Origin of the sequence: Streptomyces roseolus, from assembly GCF_014649855.1 — a bacterium.
GTDB lineage: Bacteria > Actinomycetota > Actinomycetes > Streptomycetales > Streptomycetaceae > Streptomyces > Streptomyces roseolus.
Window position 1 is genome coordinate 96,517 of record NZ_BMTV01000026.1, and the last position, 17,416, is coordinate 113,932.

A 17,416-nucleotide genomic window follows, 5' to 3' on the forward strand; every position below is an offset into this window, starting at 1 on the left:
GCACCCCACTCGCCCGGCTCTCAGGCCTGGTCAGGAGGGGTATGAACCCCCTGGTGAGCCGCCGTGCGCCTTTCCGCGCCGGTCGCGCCTCACGGGGTGACAACGCCGGCGCGCGCTCGGCGGAACCGGTGAATCCAGTACCGGGTACGTGAGGGCGACACGTGCGCCGGGCACGTTCCCCGCAGCGGTTCTCGCCATCGAGAGGGATGGGCATGACCAGCCACGCCACCGAAACCTTGCTCGAAGACCTCCTCCACCGAGCCCTGATCGCCACGGACACGGGCGAACGCTGGACGACCGGGTCCGACGACATGTGGTGCCGGGTGACGCCCCTGAACGGGGAGCAGCGTCCGCAGGGTTGGAAGCTGCACGTGTCGGCGACGGCCGCCTCCGCGCCGGCCGTCCTCCTGAAGTCCCTGGAGGTACTGCTGCCGGACTCCTCGGGATTCAAGTTCGCCCGCTCGCTGGAGCGGGTCGGCGCGCTCAACTCCCGGGCCACGCCACGCGGCAGCTCCGGCAAGTTCCTGACGGTGTACCCGCGTTCCGACGCGGACGCGGCCCGCCTCGCCGCGGAGTTGCACCGCGCGACGGCGGGACTCGCCGGCCCCCGGATCCTCTCCGACCAGCAGTACGCCGCCGACAGCCTGGTCCACTACCGGTACGGGGCCTTCGTCGGCCGGCGGCGGCTGTCCGACGAAGGCCTGCTGGTCTGGTACTTCGAGGACCCCGACGGCAATCCGGTGGAGGACCGGCGGACCGGGCAGTACACGCCCCCGGAGTGGGCCGTCAGCCCCTTCCCCGCACCGGCCCACGTGCCCTCCCCCGCACCGGCTCCCGCCGAGCCCCGCCCCGTGGTGGTCGGCGGCCGGTTCGCGGTGCGGGAGGCGATCCGGCACACCAACAAGGGCGGTGTGTACCGGGGCAGCGACGTCCGCACCGGCGCGCCCGTCGTCATCAAGGAGACCCGCCCGCACGTGGAGGCCGACGCCTCCGGCAGCGACGTCCGCGACTGGCTGCGCGCCGAGGCGAGGGCCCTGGAGAAACTGCGGGGGTCGGGGCTCGCGCCGGAACCGCTGGCGCTGTTCGAGCACGCCGGACACCTGTTCCTCGCGCAGGAGGAGGTGCCGGGCGTCCCGCTGCGGACCTGGGTCGCCGAGCGTTTCCGCGACGCGGGCGGCGAGCGGTACGGGGCCGAGGCGACGGCCCAGGTCGCCCGGCTCGTGGACCTGGTGGCGGAGGCCCACGCGCACGGCTGCGTGCTGCGCGACTTCACGCCCGGCAACGTGATGGTCCGCCCCGACGGCGAACTGCGCCTGATCGACCTGGAGCTGGCCGTCCTGGCGGACGACGCCGCCCTCCCGACCCGGGTCGGCACGCCCGGCTTCAGCGCCCCCGAGCGCCTGGTCGACGCGCCGGTCTCCCCGACGGCCGACTACTACAGCCTCGGCGCGACCGTGTGCTTCGTGCTCACGGGCAAGGTCCCGAACCTGCTGGCCGAGGAGCCGCGGGACCGGCCGGTGGAAGAACGCCTCGCCGAGTGGCTGGACGCCTGCCTCGTCTCCGTACGGCTCCCCGACGGGATGCGGGAGCTGATCCTCGGCCTGATGCGGGACGACCCGGACGCGCGCTGGGATCCGGCCAGGGCCCGCGAGGCCCTCGCGCGGACGGCCGCCGGGCCGGCGGCGCGCTCCCCACGGCCCGCCTCGACCGTCTCCACCCCGCCCGCGGCCCCCGCCGCGGCCGGCGGCGACGCGATCGGGGCCGCCGTCGAGGGGATCGTGCGGCGCCTCGTCGACACGATGACGCCCGACGACGACCGCAGGCTGTGGCCCGTCTCGACCCTGGCCGGGGAGACCGACCCGTGCACCGTGCAGCAGGGCGCGGCCGGTGTCCTCGCGGTGCTCACCCGGTACTTCGAGCTGACCGGCGACCCCCGGCTGCCCGGACCGCTCGCCGCCGCCGGGCGCTGGATCGCCGACCGCACCGACCCTCGTTCCGCCCGCCCGGGCCTGCACTTCGGCACCGGCGGCACCGCCTGGGCTCTGTACGAGGCGGGGCGGGCCGTCGAGGACCGGGCGCTGGTCGACCACGCGCTGGCCCTGGCGGTGGCCCCGCAGGAGCGGACGCCCAGCCACGACATCACCCACGGCACGGCGGGCAGCGGCATGGCGCGCGCCCATCTGTGGCGGCGCACCGGCGATCCGCGTCTCGCCGCGCTGGTCGGGGAGGCCGCCGACCGGCTGGCCGAGGCGGCCCGGCGCGAGGCGACCGGGGCGACCTGGCCGGTTCCTGCGGAGGCCGTCGCCCAGGAGGCGGGCAAACGCTATCTCGGCTTCGCGCACGGTTCGTCGGGCATCGGCTGCTTCCTCCTCGCCGCCGCGTCCGTCACCGGCAGCCCGGTCCACCGGGAACTGGCCGTGGCGGCGGGCGAGCACCTGGTGGCCCATGCCGTGGACGTGGGCGGCGCGGCCCAGTGGCCGGCGCAGACGGGGGACGTGCCGACGGCTCCGTACTGGTGCCACGGCTCGGCCGGCATCGGCTCGTTCCTGGTCCGGCTGTGGCGGGCGACCGGTGACGACCGGTACGGCGACCTCGCCCGCGCCGCCGGCCGGGCCGTCGTCGAGCGGGCCTCCCGCGCCGCGCTCACCCAGTGCCACGGCCTGGCGGGCAACGGCGACTTCCTCCTCGACCTGGCCGACGCCACCGGCGACCCGGTCCACCGCACGCGGGCCGGCGACCTGGCCCGCCTCCTCGTCGCCGAGCGGTCCCGCCGCGGCGACCACGTCGTCTTCCCCAACGAGTACGGGGAGGTCTCGACGGGGTGGAGCGACGGCTCCGCCGGAATCCTGGCGTTCCTCCTGCGGGTACGCCACACCGAGCCCCGGCACTGGATGGTCCAGCCGCCGGTCTGAGCGGCGGCGGACACTCCGCCGTCGCACCCAGAGGAACAGCGCAGCAAAGAAACACGACACACCACGAAGAAGGAGAAGACCATGGAGAACAAGGACCTCGACCTCCTCGCCCGCCTGCACGCCCTTCCGGAGACCGAGCCGGTCGGCGTCGACGGCGCGCCCTTCGCCGCCACCTGCGAGTGCGTCGGCCTGCTGACGCTCCTCAACACCGTCTGCATCGGCATCAGCTGCGCGTAACCCGCGTCGCCTCCCCCGGCCGGTGGCTGTCCCGGGACAGCCACCGGCCGGGGCGAGGCTCCGGCCCGCCCGCCCGGCCCCACCGACGAGGACGAGACCATGCCGCTGCATCCCGGTGACCACGACTCCCCCCGCACCGCCGCCGCGCGCCCCACGCCGTCGGCCGGTTCCGTCCCCTCCGCCATCCGCACGCGTGGCCTGGTCAAGAGCTACCGGGGACCGGACGGCACCTCCACCGACGCGGTCCGCGGGCTCGACCTGGACGTGCGCCAGGGGGAGACGTTCGCGTTCCTCGGCCCCAACGGCGCCGGGAAGTCCACGACCATCGCGATGCTCTGCGCCCTCACCCGCCCCACCTCCGGGCGCGCGACGGTGGCGGGCGCCGACGTGCTCACCGAGCCCGACCTGGTACGGAGCAGGGTCGGGCTGCTGTTCCAGCACAGCGCCCTCGACACCGACCTGACGGCCGAGCAGAACCTCCGCGTCCACGCGCGTCTGTACGGGCTCCGCCGCGGCGAGGCCCGCCGCCGCACGGCCGAGGCGCTCGACGTCGCAGGCCTGTCCGACCGGCGCCGCGCGCCCGTCCGCACCCTGTCGGGCGGCATGCGGCGGCGGCTGGAACTCGCCCGCCAGCTGCTGCACTCCCCCGGGGTGCTGTTCCTCGACGAGCCGACCACGGGCCTCGACCCGCACGCCCGCGTCCTCGTCCGGGACCACCTGCGGACCCTGCGCGACCGGCACGGCAGCACGCTCTTCGTCACCACCCACTACCTGGACGAGGCGGAGCACTGCGACCGTCTCGCCATCGTCGACCGGGGCCGGCTGGTGGCGCAGGGGACCCCGTCCGAGGTGAAGGCCGCGATCGGCGACGACCGGGTGGCGCTGCGCACGAGCGACGACGCGGGCGCGCGGCGGGTCGTGTCCGCGCTCGCTCCGCCCGGCCGGCCCGTCACGGTCGACGCGGACGGCCTCTGGCTGCGCGTCCCGGACGGCAGCACCTGGATCCCGCGCCTGTGCGCGGCGCTCGGCTCCCACGGCATCGCCGTCCACGCCGCCTCCGCCACCCCGCCCACGCTCGACGACGTCTTCTTCCACCACACCGGCCGCAGCATGGCTCCGGGGGAGGGCGGCGCCCGATGACGACCCTCACCGGCACGGACGCGGGCGCGGGAACCCCCGCCGGCACCGGCCTCCGGCACGAACTGCGCGCGGTGCACGCCCTGGTCCACCGCGACCTGCTCCGCCTCGCCTGCCAGCGGGTGCCCACCGCCCTGATGCTCCTCCACCCGGTCCTGTACCTCTTCATCCTGGGCGGCGGTCTGGCGGCGCTGATCCCCGCCGCCTCGCTCGGCGTCGGCTACCGGACGTACCTCTTCCCGGGGATGCTGATGATGACCGTGCAGACTCCGGCGATCATGGTCGGGATCCGGCTCATCACCGACCGGCAGAGCGGCTACCTCCGCGAACTCCTCATGGCCCCCGTGGGCCGCGCCACCCTCCTCCTCGGCAGCTGCGCGGGCGGCACGCTGGTCGCGACGGTCCAGGGCGCGGTGCTCCTCCTCCTGGCGGGCACGGTGGGCCTCCCGTACGACCCGGTCCTGCTCGTCCTGCTCCTCGCCGGCATGGTCCTCGCGTCGTTCGCGATCACCTCTCTGTCCCTGGCCCTGGCCGTGGGCCTGCGCAGTCCGGAGACCTTCCACACGCTGCTCGGCCTGGTGATGATGCCGCTCCTCTTCCTCTCCGGCGGCTTCTTCCCCCTGACGTCCCTGCCCGGCTGGGCACAGGCCCTGGCGGCCGCGAACCCCCTGGCGTACGGCGTGGACGTCCTGCGCCGCTCGATCGCCCTCCGGGCGCCGGAACAGGCGGCGGCCGACGGCCTCGCGTGGGCGGGCCACCAGCCCCCTCTCCTCCTCGAAGCGGGCCTCCTCCTGGCCCTGGGCACGGCGGCCCTCCTCTGGGCGGCCCGCCGCTTCGGCCGCCCGGAGTAGCCGCCCTCGGCACCGGGGGCCCTACGGCCGTCCGCAGGACGCGGTCTTCCCCGCGCCGCCCTTCCCCGGCGGTGTCATCAGGGTGAGGGACTCGGTGACGACGCGGGAGCCCCTCCTCACCCGGACGTCGACCGTGCCGACGGTCAGGCCGGGGAACTCGACGGCGTGGACGGTCCGCCGGCCGTCGGCCATGAGGCCGACGGCCCTCACCGGGACGGGTACGCCGTCGCAGGTCACGGACTCGACGGTCTCGTGCTCCGCGCCGAAGACGACGTTCCAGCCCGTGGCCATCATGGCGACCAGACGGACGAGCCGGGGCTCCTCTCCCACCGGCGGCGTGTGGGGGGCCGAGGCGCAGGCCACCATGGTCATCCCGACGGCCGCGCCGTGGCAGAACCGCCCGTCCTTTGTCTCCCAGACGAAGAGCGCCCCGCGGGTCGACGCGGCGGCGACCAACAGGCCCCGGGTCCCGGGCGCCTTGCTTCCGGTGGCGGCGGCCCGCACCGCCACGCCCGCGGCGTCGACGGCTTCCTCCACGCTCCCGCCGGCCGTGGCGGGGGCGGTGACGGCGGTCGGCGCGGGGCTCGGCGACGCCGTCCGCGCCGGGGCCTCCGCTCCCGCACAGGAGGTCACGGCCAGCACGGCGCCCCCCAGGATCACGCCGGCCCTCGGTCCTCGCAGCACTCCCCCACCCCCGGTCCCGCCGCTTCGGCAGCGGCGGTCCTCTAGTGTGCTCCGCATGATCGGAAAGCTGCAATGCGTGGTGCTGGACTGCCCCGACGTCATGGAACTCGCCCGCTTCTACGCGTCGTTGCTCGGCGGTGAGGTCAACCGGCCCGATCCCCGGTGGTCGCTCGGCGACGACTGGGCGACGCTGCACGGCGACGGCGGGATCGTCCTGGCGTTCCAGCGGGTGGCGGAGTACCGGCCGCCCCGCTGGCCGGATCCGGCCCGCCCCCAGCAGTTCCACCTCGATCTGGGGGTGGCGGACCTGGACCGGGCCGGGGCGGAGGTCCTCGCCCTGGGGGCGACGCTTCTCGACGGCGGTGACGGGCGGCGGAGTTGGCGGGTGTACGCGGATCCGGCGGGGCATCCGTTCTGCCTCGTACGGGACTGAGCGCGCCGGGCGTCACGGCGCGCGCGGGGCGGGGGTGCCGTGACGAGTTCTGGACAGGAAGACACGGTTCCGCATGAGGGGCGCGTGAGCGGGGAGCCATGACGTGTCCGTTGTCGGCCGATTCAGCCCGCGAGGAGCCGCCATGTCCGTGCCGCATTCCCCGTCGCCCGACGAGCCCGTGTTCACCGCCGACTTCGGGTCCCCCTCGCAGTGGGTCGCCGGGCGTTCCTGGGCCTATCCGGACGGCGGGCCGGTCAACCCGCTGGACAACAAGCTCGACCACCTCGTGGACGACCCCGACTACTGTCGCTCCGGGGTCTTCCGGGCGACGCGGCGGCCCGACGGACTGTGGGACAGCGGGCTGCTGACGACGGAGGGGAGCGACGAGGGGTTCGAGGTCCGGGCGGGGGACGTGCTGGAGGCCCGGGTGCGGCTGCCGTCGGAAACGGGGGCCTGGCCCGCGATCTGGACCTGGCGCGACGGCGGGCAGGAGGTCGACGTCTTCGAGTACCACCCGGACAACCCCGATCTGCTGGAGCTCTCCAACCGGGTGCGGGGCACTCATCACTACCACCGGTCGCCGGACGTCCGGCCCGGGGAGTGGGTGGAGCTGCGGACCCGGTTCGGCGCCAGGTCCGTGGTGTGGTGGGTGAACGGCACCGAGGTCTTCGCCGACGGGCGGGGGGTCGGCCGGTCCTGGCACGCCTACCTGATCGTCAACCTCTCGGTCTGCGCGGGCCGTTACCATCCCGCGCCCGATCCCGGCACGACCGAGATGTCCTTCGAGGTGGCGGATCTCCGGGTGTTCCGGAGCCGCTGACGGAGCAAGCGGTCCCGGTCACGCCCAGGGGACTCCCAGGGCCGTCAGGCGCGCGCGCTGGGCGGCGGTGAGGCGGGCGCGCCGCTGGCGGACGTTGGCGTACCAGACGCCCAGCTTGTGGAGGTGCTCCTCGCCGTTCACCACGAGCGTCTCGACGTGACCGCGGGCGGGCGCCGCGCCGGCGCCCTCCCGGGCCGTGAACTGGGCGAGTGCCCGGATGCCGCGCGCGAAGGCCGCGGTCGGGGCCGGAGCCGGGTGCGCGGCGGCACGGCGCTCGGGCGGCGCCACGCCCAGGAGGGCGAGGCGGCGGCGCTGCTCCTCGGCCAGTCCGGGCCAGGCGCGGTGCTGGCGGGCGAGCCAGGCGCCCAGGTCGTCGCCGTCGAAGACGACGCCCGGGGCGATGGCGGGGAGGCGGCCGTCGGGTTCGTCGGCGGCCAGGCCGGCGCAGACCCGGTACAGGCGCTGCCAGTCGAGGGGCCAGGGGCAGTTCCAGTCGGGGTCGATCTCCGCCAGCCGGGCCGCGCGCGCGGCGGCGCGCTCGGGGTCCTTGCCGAGGGCGCCCGGGCGGCGGAGGTTGGCCACGAGGCGGCCGATCGCGATCGAGTCGCGGTCGGTCCCGCCCCAGCGGGCGTCCTGACGGGGTGCCAGGTGGCCGTGGGCGCGGTGGTAGGAGCGGAGGGCGGCCAGGTTGGTCTCCCAGGCCTCGTCGCCGGGCTCCCACACCATGCCCTCGTCGTCCAACCGCTGCTTGCGGTACGGCTCCAGGGTGCCGGCCCGGAGGTTCTTGCGCTGCTGGTGGACCCAGCGGCCGAGCGGGAACGTTCCGGTCGCGCCGAGTGCGGTCTCCGTGTCGTACGGGACGGCGTACAGGCCCTCGATGCCGTGGTCGGCGCGCCAGCGGCGCAGGGCCTGGTAGCCCTCCAGCCAGACCAGGGACTCGGGGCGGTGAACACGGGTGCGGAGGAAGGCGGCGACGGTGGCCGGGTCGCGCGGGGTCGCGAAGCGGAGGAGCGGCGACGGCTCGGCTCCGGTGTCCCGGGGGTCCGCGGCACCGGGCCGGCCGGCCGCCTCGCGGTGGACGTGAACCGTGCGGGCGCCGCGGGTGCGGCCGCGGGAGGCGAGGTCGGCGACGAGGTGTTCGGAGTGCGAGCGCAGGCCGTTGAGGACGGCGACCAGAGGGGCGTACGACGCCGAGGCCACCATGTCCCGCGGGTCCTCGTCCGGCCGGAGGAAGACGGGGACGAGGATGCGGGCGGTCTTGGCGGTGCCGTCCGGGTCGGGGCGCAGGGCGCGGCCGATGTTCTGGACGAGCTCGACCTGCGAGCCGCGGGTGTCGGCGAAGCAGACGGCTTCCACCCCGCGTTCCCCCGTGATGTCGACGCCTTCGCCGAGGACGCGCACGGAGGCGAGGAAGGCGCGGTGGACGCGGCGGCCCGCGGCGTCGACGCCGTTCGCGAACTGCCGGATGGCCTCCCGGCGTTCGGCGACCAGGTGGTCTCCGCACAGCCAGGCCGACCAGACCCGGTCCGGCGGCACGTGGCGGCCGGGGTCGAGGTCGTAGAGGCGGGCGTCGATGGACGACGGGGGCATCCGCTCCGCGTCGGCGAGGGCGGTGAGCGTGGGCTCGGTCGCGTACAGCTCGGCCGCGGTCGAGGGAAGTCGGGAGGCGAAGGCCTCGGCCTCCTCCACCCGGTGGTGGAAGGTCATCACCGTCTTCAGGTTGTGACGGGCCGCGTGCTCCAGGAGCGCGGTCTGGAGGAGGGCGAGGCGCCGGCCGCGCAGGGCCTGTTCGGCAGGACCGGGGCCCGCGCCCGAATCCGGCTCCGCGCCCGAGTCCGAATCCGAATCCGGGTCCGAATTCGGGTCCGGGACCGGGACCGGGACCGGGACCGGATGGGGGTCCGGGTCGCGGATCTCCAGGACGTCGATCTCGAAGCCGGCGAGGATCTCGCGGGCGATCGCCTCCGCCAGGCCGAGCTCGTGGATCCATTCGCCGTAGGTGCCGTCCGGGTCGCTCTCCATCGACGCGATCGCGGCCTCCTCCGCGCCGGCGCGCGGGGCGGCCAGGATGCGGGGTGTGGCGGTCATGTAGAGGCGGAAGGCGGCGGGGACGCGGTGGTTGTCGTGGATCGCCGCCCAGGGGCGTGACCGGTCGCCGGCCGTGCCGTGCGCCTCGTCGACGACGGCGAGGTCGAAGCCGTCCATCCGCTGCCCGTACAGCCGCGGTCCGCCGGCGAGGGCCGACTCCAGGGGGCCGCGGACCTGCCGGACGCCCGCCGGGCCGTCGGACGCGAGGCCCTCGAAACCGTCGAGGCCGTCGAATCCCCCGGGGGCGTCGCGGTCGACGAGCGAGGCGTACGTGGCGAGGACGACGACCGGACCGCGGCCGGCCCACAGGGCGAGCCGGAGCGGGTTCGTCGTGGTCCGCACCCCGAGCCGGTCGAGGACTTCGTCGCGGTCGAGCGAGCAGACGGCGACCATCGGGGCCTTGTGGCCGATCCTGCGCCAGGCCTCGGCGGTCTGCACGAGCAGGTCGAGCGTCGGGACCATGACCAGGATCCGCCCGCCGGGGAAGCAGCGGAGGGCGGCGGAGGCGGCCGTGTACGTCTTGCCGGAGCCGGTGGCCGACACGTACGTGGCCCGCTCGCCGTCCGGGCGCGGCGTCCGGCGCCGGGCCCGGACGGTCCAGGCGCGGATGGCGGCGAGCCCGGCGGCCTGGTGCTCGCGCAGCCGGACGGTCGCCGGTGCCGCGGTCACAGGTCGAACTCGATGTGCTCGACGTTCAGCATGCGGACCTCCTCCAGGCTCGCGGCGCGGGTGCCGCGCTGCTGGAAGTAGACGTCCCGCAGTGCCTCGGCCACGGCCCGGCGCATGTCGTGCTCGCCCTGCTCCCGGGCGGCGAAGATGCGTTCGGCGTGGTGCGGGGGGAGGGCGAGGGTGAGGTGGCGTTCGCGGGCCTCGTCGGTGGTGCCGGCCGGGGCGGCGTAGCCCAGGCTCGCGCGGACGTCGATCATCAGGCCGTCGGTGGTGCCGGCGGCCCGCCGCGCCTTCGCCTTGACCCTCGGCTGCCAACGCCTGCGGGTCTCCTCCCGCAGGCGGGCGGCGAGTTCGGGGCGGGGGCTCTTGATCTCGCCCTTCACGTACCGCTCGACGGTGCGCTGGGAGACGCCGAGGAGGGCGGCCACCGCCCGGGTGCCCTTGAGCTGCTTCACCAGGAAGCGGACCTGCGCGCCCGCCGACTGCGGCGGCTTGCGGGTGACCGCCTTGTCGAGGACCCGGTCCAGGCCCTCGCCGACCGATCTCACCACCATCGTCCTACTCCCCCGTGTCCGGGCCGGTGCGGTCGCCGGTCTTGATGTAGCGGGCCAGGTTCAGGAGCGGGTCGCCGGTCTCGTCGCGCAGGCGCTCCGCCCAGAGCGGGGTGCGGGTGCCCTCGTGCTTGACCATGCCCGGGGAGACGCCGATGCGGAAGGAGCCGGGGATCGTCCTGCCCTCGGGGGTGTGCGGCAGCACGTCCAGCGGGGACGGGCCGTCGGCGGCGTACACCGCGCAGTCGGAGAGGACCGCGACGGGGTAGCTGCCGGTGGCGGCGGCGAGCGCGACCATCTTGCGGTGCATGTTGATCCTCGCCCGGGAGATGACGACCGCGCGGATGTCGGGGCGCCAGGTGGGACGGGCGAGCGCCGGCCACGGCTTGCCCGGCCGCCAGCCGTCGCCGCGCGCCTTCTCCTGGAGCTTGCCGATGCCGCCCTTCACGGTGTTCTTGATCGCGTCGAGGACGATCGCGGCCTCCGGGTCGCGGCGCTTGTACCCGTCCATCGCCGCCAGGTACGCGGCGGGGTCGAGGTCGCCGCCGACGCCGAGGTCCGCCATCGTCTCCACGTACGCGTTCCGCAGCCGCCGGTACCACTCGTCCAGATAGCGGCCCGCCTCCGGGCGCACCCAGGCCTCCGACGGGGCGACCTCGTAGCCGAGTTCGACCGCGTACGCCACGGTCGGGGTGGCGTACCAGGCCGGGCCCGCGGGGGTCTCGCCGGTCGGTGTGAAGGGGCTGGGCAGCAGCTCCCCGCGCAGCCGCGTCCACCCGTCGCGGTCGCCGCCCGCGTCCGCGCCGGTGCGGGTGCGGGTGCCGAGGCGTACGCGGGAGAGGTCGACGTGGGACAGGTCGACCAGCCAGGAACCCGGCACCGAAGGGTCGAAGTCCGGGTGGACGACGTGGACGGGGGGCTGGGCGAGGCCGATGAGCGCGCCGTTCGCGGCGGCGCCGAAGGCCATGTTGACGTCGATGCCGACCAGGTGCGGCTTCAGGCACTCCTCGTCCGTCAGCTCCCGCGCCCAGTCGTACGCCTCCTCGAAGATCCGCTCCTCGGGGCCCCGCACGTGGAAGCGGGGCAGGCCGGCGAGGACCGGGTGCCCGTCGACCGCCTCGCACGGCGGCGGGTCCATCGGCTCCTTGCCGAGCGAACCGGCGTTGTGGACGCTGTGCCGGCGCCCCTCCTCGTCCGGGTCGGAGGCGCGGGTCGGCGGGCGCAGCGCGGTCATCAGTTCCAGGCCCGTGACCGCCGTCGAACCGCGCGGGGTGATCACGCGGGAGGCGTACAGGCCGAGTACGCGGGCGAGTTCGGCGGGCGGCAGCTCGGCGGAGTCGCCCCAGGAGCGGGTGTCGAGCGCGCGCCACGACGGGATGCACAGCTGTGCGCAGAGGCGGCGGCCGCCCTGGGCGGGCCGGTAGATCCGGGCCCACGGGCCGAAGCCGCGCCGGGTCAGCCGCCAGTCGGCCCGCTCGATCTCCTTGACCGCCGGATGGCCGGCGGGGAGGCGGCCCTCGATCCGCTCGTCGTCGGTGAGTTCGACCGGCAGGCCGTAGTGCGCGAGCGCGGACCGGGTGAGGACGAGCACCGGATCGGCGTCCCACCCCGCCGCGTCCAGGCGCGGCGCCCCCAGCCGCGCCTCGCCGAGTGCCCATGCGACCAGCTCGGGCAGCGAACGGGCGGGGACGTCGAGCACGAGGCCGCCGACGCAGTACGCGACGGGGGCCGCGTCGCCGTCGGCGCCGAGGTCGATGACGGCGAGGGGGCCGTGGGCGAAGCGGGGGTCGACGCCGGCCGAGCCCCGCCGCCCCGCCGCCGCCTTCCTTCCCGAGCCCGCCTTCTTGGCGAGGGCGGCCTTCCGCGCGATCGCCGCCCGCTGGGCGGACACCGCCTTCTTGACCGGCGGCTTCGCCGGGACCGGGGCCGGGGCGGTCTCGGAAACGGGAGCGGGAGCGGCCTCGGCGGGTACGGGTTCGGGGTCGGCGACCCGTACGTGTTCCGCCGTCTCCGGCGGCAAGGGGTACTTCTCCGCCCAGCCCTTCAGGAGGGCCAGGTAGGGGGCGCGGCGAGGGGGCCGGGGCTCGCTGCGGCCCGCTTCCCAGTTCTTGACCGTCTGGGTCGAGGTCTCCAGGACGGCGGCGAGGCCGGCCTGGGTGACGCCGGCGGCGACACGCAGCCGGGCCCGCTCGGCGGGCGGGGGGAACTCCGGCCCGCCGGCCAGAAGCGCCTCCACGGCCTGGAACAGAACGCCTTCCTCGGGCACGGTGCCACCTCCACCGCGACCCTATCGAATTTATCCCTGGACATATCCCCGGCCACGCCCGGCGCCCGGTTCAGCCGGTGCCCTCCAGGAGGCGGCGGACCTCGCGGCTCGCGGCGGGGACCGGGCCGACGACCGGGACCGGGAAGCGGTGGCGGAGGGCTTCGGCGGCCTCGCCGAGGGGGCCGCCGCCGATGACGACGGCCTCGGCGCCGTCCTCCCTCACGCAGCGGTCCACGGCGTCGGCGAGGCGCTCCGTCATCTCGGCGGGGTCCGCGGCCAGCCGGTGCGGGTCGCCGGGGGTGAGCCGGACGCCGGTGTACTGGGCGGACCAGCCGAGGCGGGCGGTGCGGGCGTCGATCGCGGCGGCCAGGCCGGGGGTGGTGGTGGCGATGCCGAAGCGGCGGCCGTCGGCGCCGGCCTCGCGCAGGGCGGCCTCGGCGATGCCGATGACGGGGACGGTGGTGCGGGCGCGGAGGTCCTCGACGCCCGGGTCGCCGAAGGCGCCGACGACGAGGGCCGCGACCTCGGGGCCTTCCGGGGCGGCGAGGAGGGCGTCCGCGGCGTCGAGGACGTGCCGGACCGAGGCGCGCAGCAGTTCCTCGTCGACGAGCATCGGCGGGCCGGCGGCGACGGTGACGCCCCGGACCTCGTAGCCGTCCTCCGGGCGCAGGGTGCGGCGGGCGATCGCGGCCATCGTCGCGGTCGTGGCCCGGTCGGTGTTGGGGTTGACGAGGGCGACGAGGGCCATGCGGGCGTCTCCTTCTCGGGGCGGCGGCCGGGCTTCCGCGTGTCGGGGACGAGCCCGGGGATCGCGTGAGCGTATCCGTCGACCGGTCGACCCGAGCCGGAGGAGGGCCCGTCCGGCGGTGGCGCAGGGCAAGCGGACGGTGGCGGTGAGGACGGCGGCGGGCCCGCTCGGAGGCCGCCGAGGCCGCGCTGCCGGACCGCTCGCGCAACTTCGGAGTCCTGCGGGCCGGTTCGTGGCGCGTGGGGGCTGTCGCACGGGGCTACTCGACGGTAACGTGCGGGGCCGTCCACAGCCTTGGGGGGAAGTCGCATGGGTGTCGTCACGGCGTTCGATCCGGTGGCCGAGCACGAGCGGACGCGGGCCGCGCTGGAGGGCGCGGTCGGGCGCCTGGTGCGACTGGCCGACGGGATCGACGCGTGGGAGGTGCCGTCCGGGCTTCCGGGGTGGTCCGTGGGGGACGTCGGCGCGCACCTCGCCGCCGTGTACCTCGCGTACCGCTCCGCGGTGACCGGGGACGGGGGCGTCGACTGGGACGGACTGCTCACGGGCCGGGAAGGGTCGTTCGGGGAACGGATCGCCGCCGTGAACGCGCTGTCCATCGGCCTCATCGCCGGGGAGGAGCGCAAGCGCCTCGGCGCGATCCTCGCCGAGCGGGGCGCGGCCTTCCTGCGGGACTCGGCGGGGCTCGCGCCCGGGACTCCGGTCCCCGCACCCTGGTACGGGCCGGGGCGGACCGTCCCGCTCGCGGCGGCGACGGGGCTCGTGCTCAGCGAGACCCTGCTCCACGGGCTCGACATCGCCCGGGGCGCCCGCCGGCCGTGGACCGTCCCCCCGGCGGAGGCCGCGCTGGTGATCGGCCAGGCGATGGTGACGATGATGCCGCTCGCCCTGGACGCGGAGAAGGCGAAGGGCGTGCGGATCGCCTTCGACCTGGTGCTGGAGGGCGGGCCGCGACTCGCCGTCGACGTGGCGGACGAGGCGGTGACCGTCACCCGGGACCCGGGGCCGCGCGCGTACGACTGCCGGATCGTGGCGTCGCCGACGGCGTTCCTGCTCGTCTCCTTCGGCAGGCTGCCGATCTGGAAGGCGATCGCGCGGGGCCGGATGCGGGCCGGCGGCCCCCGGCCCTGGCTCGCGACGCGACTGAGCCGACTGATCACCGCACCCTGAGACGCCTCAGACGCCGGCTCCGGTCCCGCGTCCGGTCCCGGTCCCCGTTCCGGTGAACGGCCAGGAGTCGATGTCCCGGTAGCGGACCGGGGCCGGGCCCCGGGCGTCGTCGCTGCCGACGAGGTGGAGCCGCGCGGCCGGCCACGCGCGGCCCTCGAAGCCGTCCAGCACCCCGACCGCCGCCGGCACGCCGGTGAGGTCGCCCCGACGGGCCCGGGCCAGCGTCAGGTGCGGTCGCAGCGGACGCCCCTCGTAGGCGATCCCCGCCTCCTTGACTCGTTCCCGTACGTCGTCGGCGAGCCGGTGCAGGCCGGGGACGTCGCCCGCGATCCCGCTCCACAGGACGCGGGAGTCGAACTGCCCGCCGCCGCGGAGCGAGAGCTCCAGCGGCCCGCGCTCCCCGGCGAGCTCGGCGAGCGGCGCGTGGAGGCGGGGCACCACGGCCGCCGGGAGCTCACCGAGGAAGGCGAGGGTGATGTGCCAGTCCTCGATCCGGTTCCAGCGCATCCCGGGGTACGCCGCGTAGGCCGGCGCCAGCGCCCGGGCGAGCTCGTCCTTGGCGTCGTCGGGCGGCGCCAGGGCGATGAAGACGCGGATGGTGGCGGGGGTGGCGGCGGGGCGGGGCGAGTCGTTCACGGAACGATTCGTACCGTGCCGGAGCCGGGGCCGTGCGGGCGGGTCCCGCTACCGGGCGGCCAGGCGGTCGTCCCGTGGCGGGTCCCGCCCGGCGGGTTCACCAGTCGCCGTCGGCGACCGGGGCGCCCGGCGGGGGCGGCGGCGGGCCGACCGGCTTGACCTGCCACGGGGCCGGCGGGGCCCACGGGTCGAGGTCGTCACCCAGCCAGTCCCCCACCGGCTTCACGTCGGCGAGGGCGTCGGAGGGGGCGAGGTCGGTGCCGTCGGGGTCGTCGTAGTCGAACCAGGGGAGGCCCGCGCGGGTGTAGGCGGCGCGGTCGGCCGGCGACGGCGGAGGCTCCTCGCCGGTGATGCGGCGCCACTCGGGCGGCGTCACCAGGTGGACGAAGACGCGGGCCTCGGGGGTGTCCGACCAGTCCCGGGAGGCGCGGTCGTCCTTGTACACCTCCTGCCGCATGGTGCCGCCCGCGCCGATGCCCATGGCCGCGGCGGCGGGCGGCGGGGCCGCGGGGGCGGCCATCGCCATCGGCGGCGGGCCGCCGTAGCCGCCGAACGCCTGCGGGGGCGACGCGGCGAGGCGGCGGGCCCGCTCCTCGGCGAGGCGCCGCTGCTCCTCGCGCCAGGCGGCGCGGAGCTTCGGGTTGAGCGGGAAGGCCTGGAGCTGGAGGCCGCCGACGGTCTCCTCGCCGGTGACCTGGCCCTCGACGGTGGCGCCCGTGCCGAGCGGGACGGCGACGAACTGGCGCACCGTGCCCTTGCCGGAGTTGATGCCGTCGAGCCACGGCTGACGGGGCAGTACCACGTAGTTCTGCGGGCGCCGGGAGAGCTTCCCGGTCCACTTCTCGCCGGAGACCGCGCAGACCTTGCCGACGCCGACCTGGAGCGCGGTGGGCTCCGGGCTGCCGGCGAAGCTCAGCCACATCGCCTCACGGAGGTGGACCGGCAGCATCACGCCGCCCTTGGCCCGCCACTGCTCGGGCACGGTGCCGGGGTAGTCCTCGACCCGGCGGAGCGGAAAGGTGCCGAGGCCCGGCGGCAACCGGTGGGTGCCGGTCTCCGGCAGCCGCAGCGTCCGCATGAAACGGACCCGCACCCCGTCCCCCAGCACCAGTGCGTCCCCGTCGATCCTGGTCGCGTTCGCGGTCACCACGTCTCCCCTCGTCTCGGCACCGTCCCCCGTAACACGTCCGGCCGGAGCGGCCGGTTCCCGTCGGGTGGCGGCTTGTCGGCGACGCCCCCCGGCGCTATCTTGCATTGCATGGTTCCTGGTGACGCAAAGAACGACGACGGCGGGGGAAGGGTCCCCAGCCAGCTGCGCAAGGGCGTGCTCGAGCACTGCGTCCTCGCGCTGCTCAGGGACGAGCCGAAGTACGGCGTCGAACTCCTCGCCGAGCTCGCCTCGGTGAGCGTGATGACCACCAGCCAGGGCACGATCTACCCCCTCCTGTCGCGGCTGCGGCGGGAGGGGTTCGTCGACACCGAGCTGCGCGAGTCCCCCAGTGGGCCGCCGCGCCGCTACTACGCTCTGACGCCCCTCGGCCGGACCGCGCTCGCCGAGTTCGCCGGGGCGTGGCCACGCTTCCGGGACGCCGTCGACCATTTCCTCAACGACCCGCAGGGGGACACCGCATGAACGCCATCGACCACCCGCTCGTCGCGGCCTACCTCGACTCCGTGGCCCGCGAGACCGCCGGGCTCCCCGCCGAGCGCAGGGCCGAACTCCTCGCGGACCTCCGCGAGCACATCGAGGTGAGCGAGGCCCGTGACGACGAGGCGGTCCGCGCCGTCCTCGCCGAGCTGGGCGAGCCCCGTACGGTGGCCGCCTCCGCGCTCGCCGAGGAGGGGGCGCCGGCCACCGCGGTCACCGCCGTGCCGACCGGACCGCTCGCCGGCCGTCAGGCCGCCCGGATCATCGCGGTCCTGCCCGCCCTCGGCGGCCTGCTGATCCTCGGCTCCCCGTTCGCGGGCGCCCTGGTCCTGGCCATCGGACTCGCACTGCTGTGGAAGACCCCGCTGTGGGACGCCCGGCACAAGCGGATCGGTACGGCCACGGCTCTGGCCGTACCGGTGCTGCTGCTCCTCGGCGGGCTGTTCCTCGCCGGCGGCTGGGTCGGTCCGGTGGAGCTGCTGGTGATCGGTGTGTTCGCGATCGGCGTGCCGGTCTCCGGCGCGCTCGTCCTGACGCGGGCGCTGCGCGTCTGACCGCCCGCGCGC

16 protein-coding genes are annotated in these 17,416 nt (G+C 75.8%); 9 read left to right on the top strand and 7 right to left on the bottom strand.

Going from position 1 to position 17,416, the window contains the following annotated elements; all coding sequences use genetic code 11:
* The first annotated feature begins 212 nt into the window (after nucleotides 1–212).
* The 4 genes from lanL to IE245_RS27805 all read left to right on the top strand — a co-directional run bounded on the left by lanL (nucleotide 213) and on the right by IE245_RS27805 (nucleotide 5,137).
* Entirely contained in the window at nucleotides 213–2,912 is a 2,700-nt protein-coding gene (gene lanL, locus IE245_RS27790) for a class IV lanthionine synthetase LanL (RefSeq protein WP_189952399.1), read from the top strand.
* A gap of 81 nt (nucleotides 2,913–2,993) precedes the next feature.
* Entirely contained in the window at nucleotides 2,994–3,149 is a 156-nt protein-coding gene (locus IE245_RS27795; RefSeq protein WP_189952401.1) for a VenA family class IV lanthipeptide, read from the top strand.
* A 99-nt stretch (nucleotides 3,150–3,248) separates the two neighbouring features.
* On the top strand, nucleotides 3,249–4,289 hold the full coding sequence (locus IE245_RS27800) for an ABC transporter ATP-binding protein (protein WP_189952403.1): 1,041 nt from the start codon (nucleotides 3,249–3,251) through the stop codon (nucleotides 4,287–4,289).
* Nucleotides 4,286–5,137: an ABC transporter permease gene (locus IE245_RS27805; RefSeq protein ID WP_189952405.1), complete on the top strand. Its 852-nt coding sequence runs from the start codon at nucleotides 4,286–4,288 to the stop codon at nucleotides 5,135–5,137. Before IE245_RS27800 ends, IE245_RS27805 begins: the two co-directional genes overlap by 4 nt.
* 21 nt (nucleotides 5,138–5,158) lie before the next feature.
* On the opposite strand, the gene IE245_RS27810 is transcribed toward IE245_RS27805, so the two are convergent.
* Nucleotides 5,159–5,797, bottom strand: a complete 639-nt coding sequence (locus tag IE245_RS27810; RefSeq protein ID WP_189952407.1) for a hypothetical protein — start codon at nucleotides 5,795–5,797, stop codon at nucleotides 5,159–5,161.
* Between the two features lie 79 nt (nucleotides 5,798–5,876).
* Here IE245_RS27810 and IE245_RS27815 point away from each other — a divergent pair, with 79 nt between their 5' ends.
* A complete protein-coding gene (locus IE245_RS27815) occupies nucleotides 5,877–6,254 on the top strand; it encodes a VOC family protein (RefSeq protein ID WP_189952408.1) in 378 nt (125 codons plus the stop codon).
* Nucleotides 6,255–6,396: 142 nt separating this feature from the next.
* Nucleotides 6,397–7,074, top strand: coding sequence for a LamG domain-containing protein (locus IE245_RS27820; RefSeq protein WP_189952410.1), 678 nt, complete (start codon nucleotides 6,397–6,399; stop codon nucleotides 7,072–7,074).
* Nucleotides 7,075–7,092: 18 nt separating this feature from the next.
* Here IE245_RS27820 and IE245_RS27825 read toward each other — a convergent pair whose 3' ends face one another.
* From IE245_RS27825 to IE245_RS27840, 4 genes are all read right to left on the bottom strand, one after another.
* The gene (locus IE245_RS27825; RefSeq protein ID WP_268256596.1) at nucleotides 7,093–9,831 is read right to left on the bottom strand and encodes a DEAD/DEAH box helicase; all 2,739 of its coding nucleotides are present in this window, start codon (nucleotides 9,829–9,831) and stop codon (nucleotides 7,093–7,095) included.
* Nucleotides 9,828–10,379: a telomere-protecting terminal protein Tpg gene (gene tpg, locus IE245_RS27830; RefSeq protein WP_189952481.1), complete on the bottom strand. Its 552-nt coding sequence runs from the start codon at nucleotides 10,377–10,379 to the stop codon at nucleotides 9,828–9,830. Before tpg ends, IE245_RS27825 begins: the two co-directional genes overlap by 4 nt.
* A 10-nt stretch (nucleotides 10,380–10,389) precedes the next feature.
* The gene (gene tap, locus IE245_RS27835; protein ID WP_189952412.1) at nucleotides 10,390–12,648 is read right to left on the bottom strand and encodes a telomere-associated protein Tap; all 2,259 of its coding nucleotides are present in this window, start codon (nucleotides 12,646–12,648) and stop codon (nucleotides 10,390–10,392) included.
* Between the two features lie 70 nt (nucleotides 12,649–12,718).
* Complete coding sequence (locus IE245_RS27840) at nucleotides 12,719–13,396, bottom strand: aspartate/glutamate racemase family protein (RefSeq protein ID WP_189952414.1); 678 nt, start codon at nucleotides 13,394–13,396, stop codon at nucleotides 12,719–12,721.
* A gap of 309 nt (nucleotides 13,397–13,705) precedes the next feature.
* Between IE245_RS27840 and IE245_RS27845 the strand changes: the two genes are divergently transcribed.
* Nucleotides 13,706–14,566 carry a maleylpyruvate isomerase family mycothiol-dependent enzyme gene (locus IE245_RS27845; protein ID WP_189952415.1) on the top strand — a complete coding sequence of 287 codons (861 nt, stop codon included), beginning with the start codon at nucleotides 13,706–13,708 and terminating at the stop codon, nucleotides 14,564–14,566.
* Nucleotides 14,567–14,572: 6 nt separating this feature from the next.
* On the opposite strand, the gene thpR is transcribed toward IE245_RS27845, so the two are convergent.
* Together thpR and IE245_RS27855 are read right to left on the bottom strand one after the other, a co-directional pair.
* The gene (gene thpR, locus IE245_RS27850; RefSeq protein WP_189952418.1) at nucleotides 14,573–15,202 is read right to left on the bottom strand and encodes an RNA 2',3'-cyclic phosphodiesterase; all 630 of its coding nucleotides are present in this window, start codon (nucleotides 15,200–15,202) and stop codon (nucleotides 14,573–14,575) included.
* 97 nt (nucleotides 15,203–15,299) lie between these two features.
* A complete protein-coding gene (locus IE245_RS27855; protein WP_189952420.1) occupies nucleotides 15,300–16,349 on the bottom strand; it encodes a hypothetical protein in 1,050 nt (349 codons plus the stop codon).
* A 111-nt stretch (nucleotides 16,350–16,460) separates the two neighbouring features.
* On the opposite strand from IE245_RS27855, the gene IE245_RS27860 reads away from it, so the two are divergent.
* Both IE245_RS27860 and IE245_RS27865 read left to right on the top strand, forming a co-directional pair.
* Complete coding sequence (locus IE245_RS27860; RefSeq protein ID WP_189952422.1) at nucleotides 16,461–16,835, top strand: PadR family transcriptional regulator; 375 nt, start codon at nucleotides 16,461–16,463, stop codon at nucleotides 16,833–16,835.
* Nucleotides 16,832–17,404 carry an HAAS signaling domain-containing protein gene (locus IE245_RS27865; RefSeq protein WP_189952424.1) on the top strand — a complete coding sequence of 191 codons (573 nt, stop codon included), beginning with the start codon at nucleotides 16,832–16,834 and terminating at the stop codon, nucleotides 17,402–17,404. Before IE245_RS27860 ends, IE245_RS27865 begins: the two co-directional genes overlap by 4 nt.
* Nucleotides 17,405–17,416 lie beyond the last annotated feature (12 nt).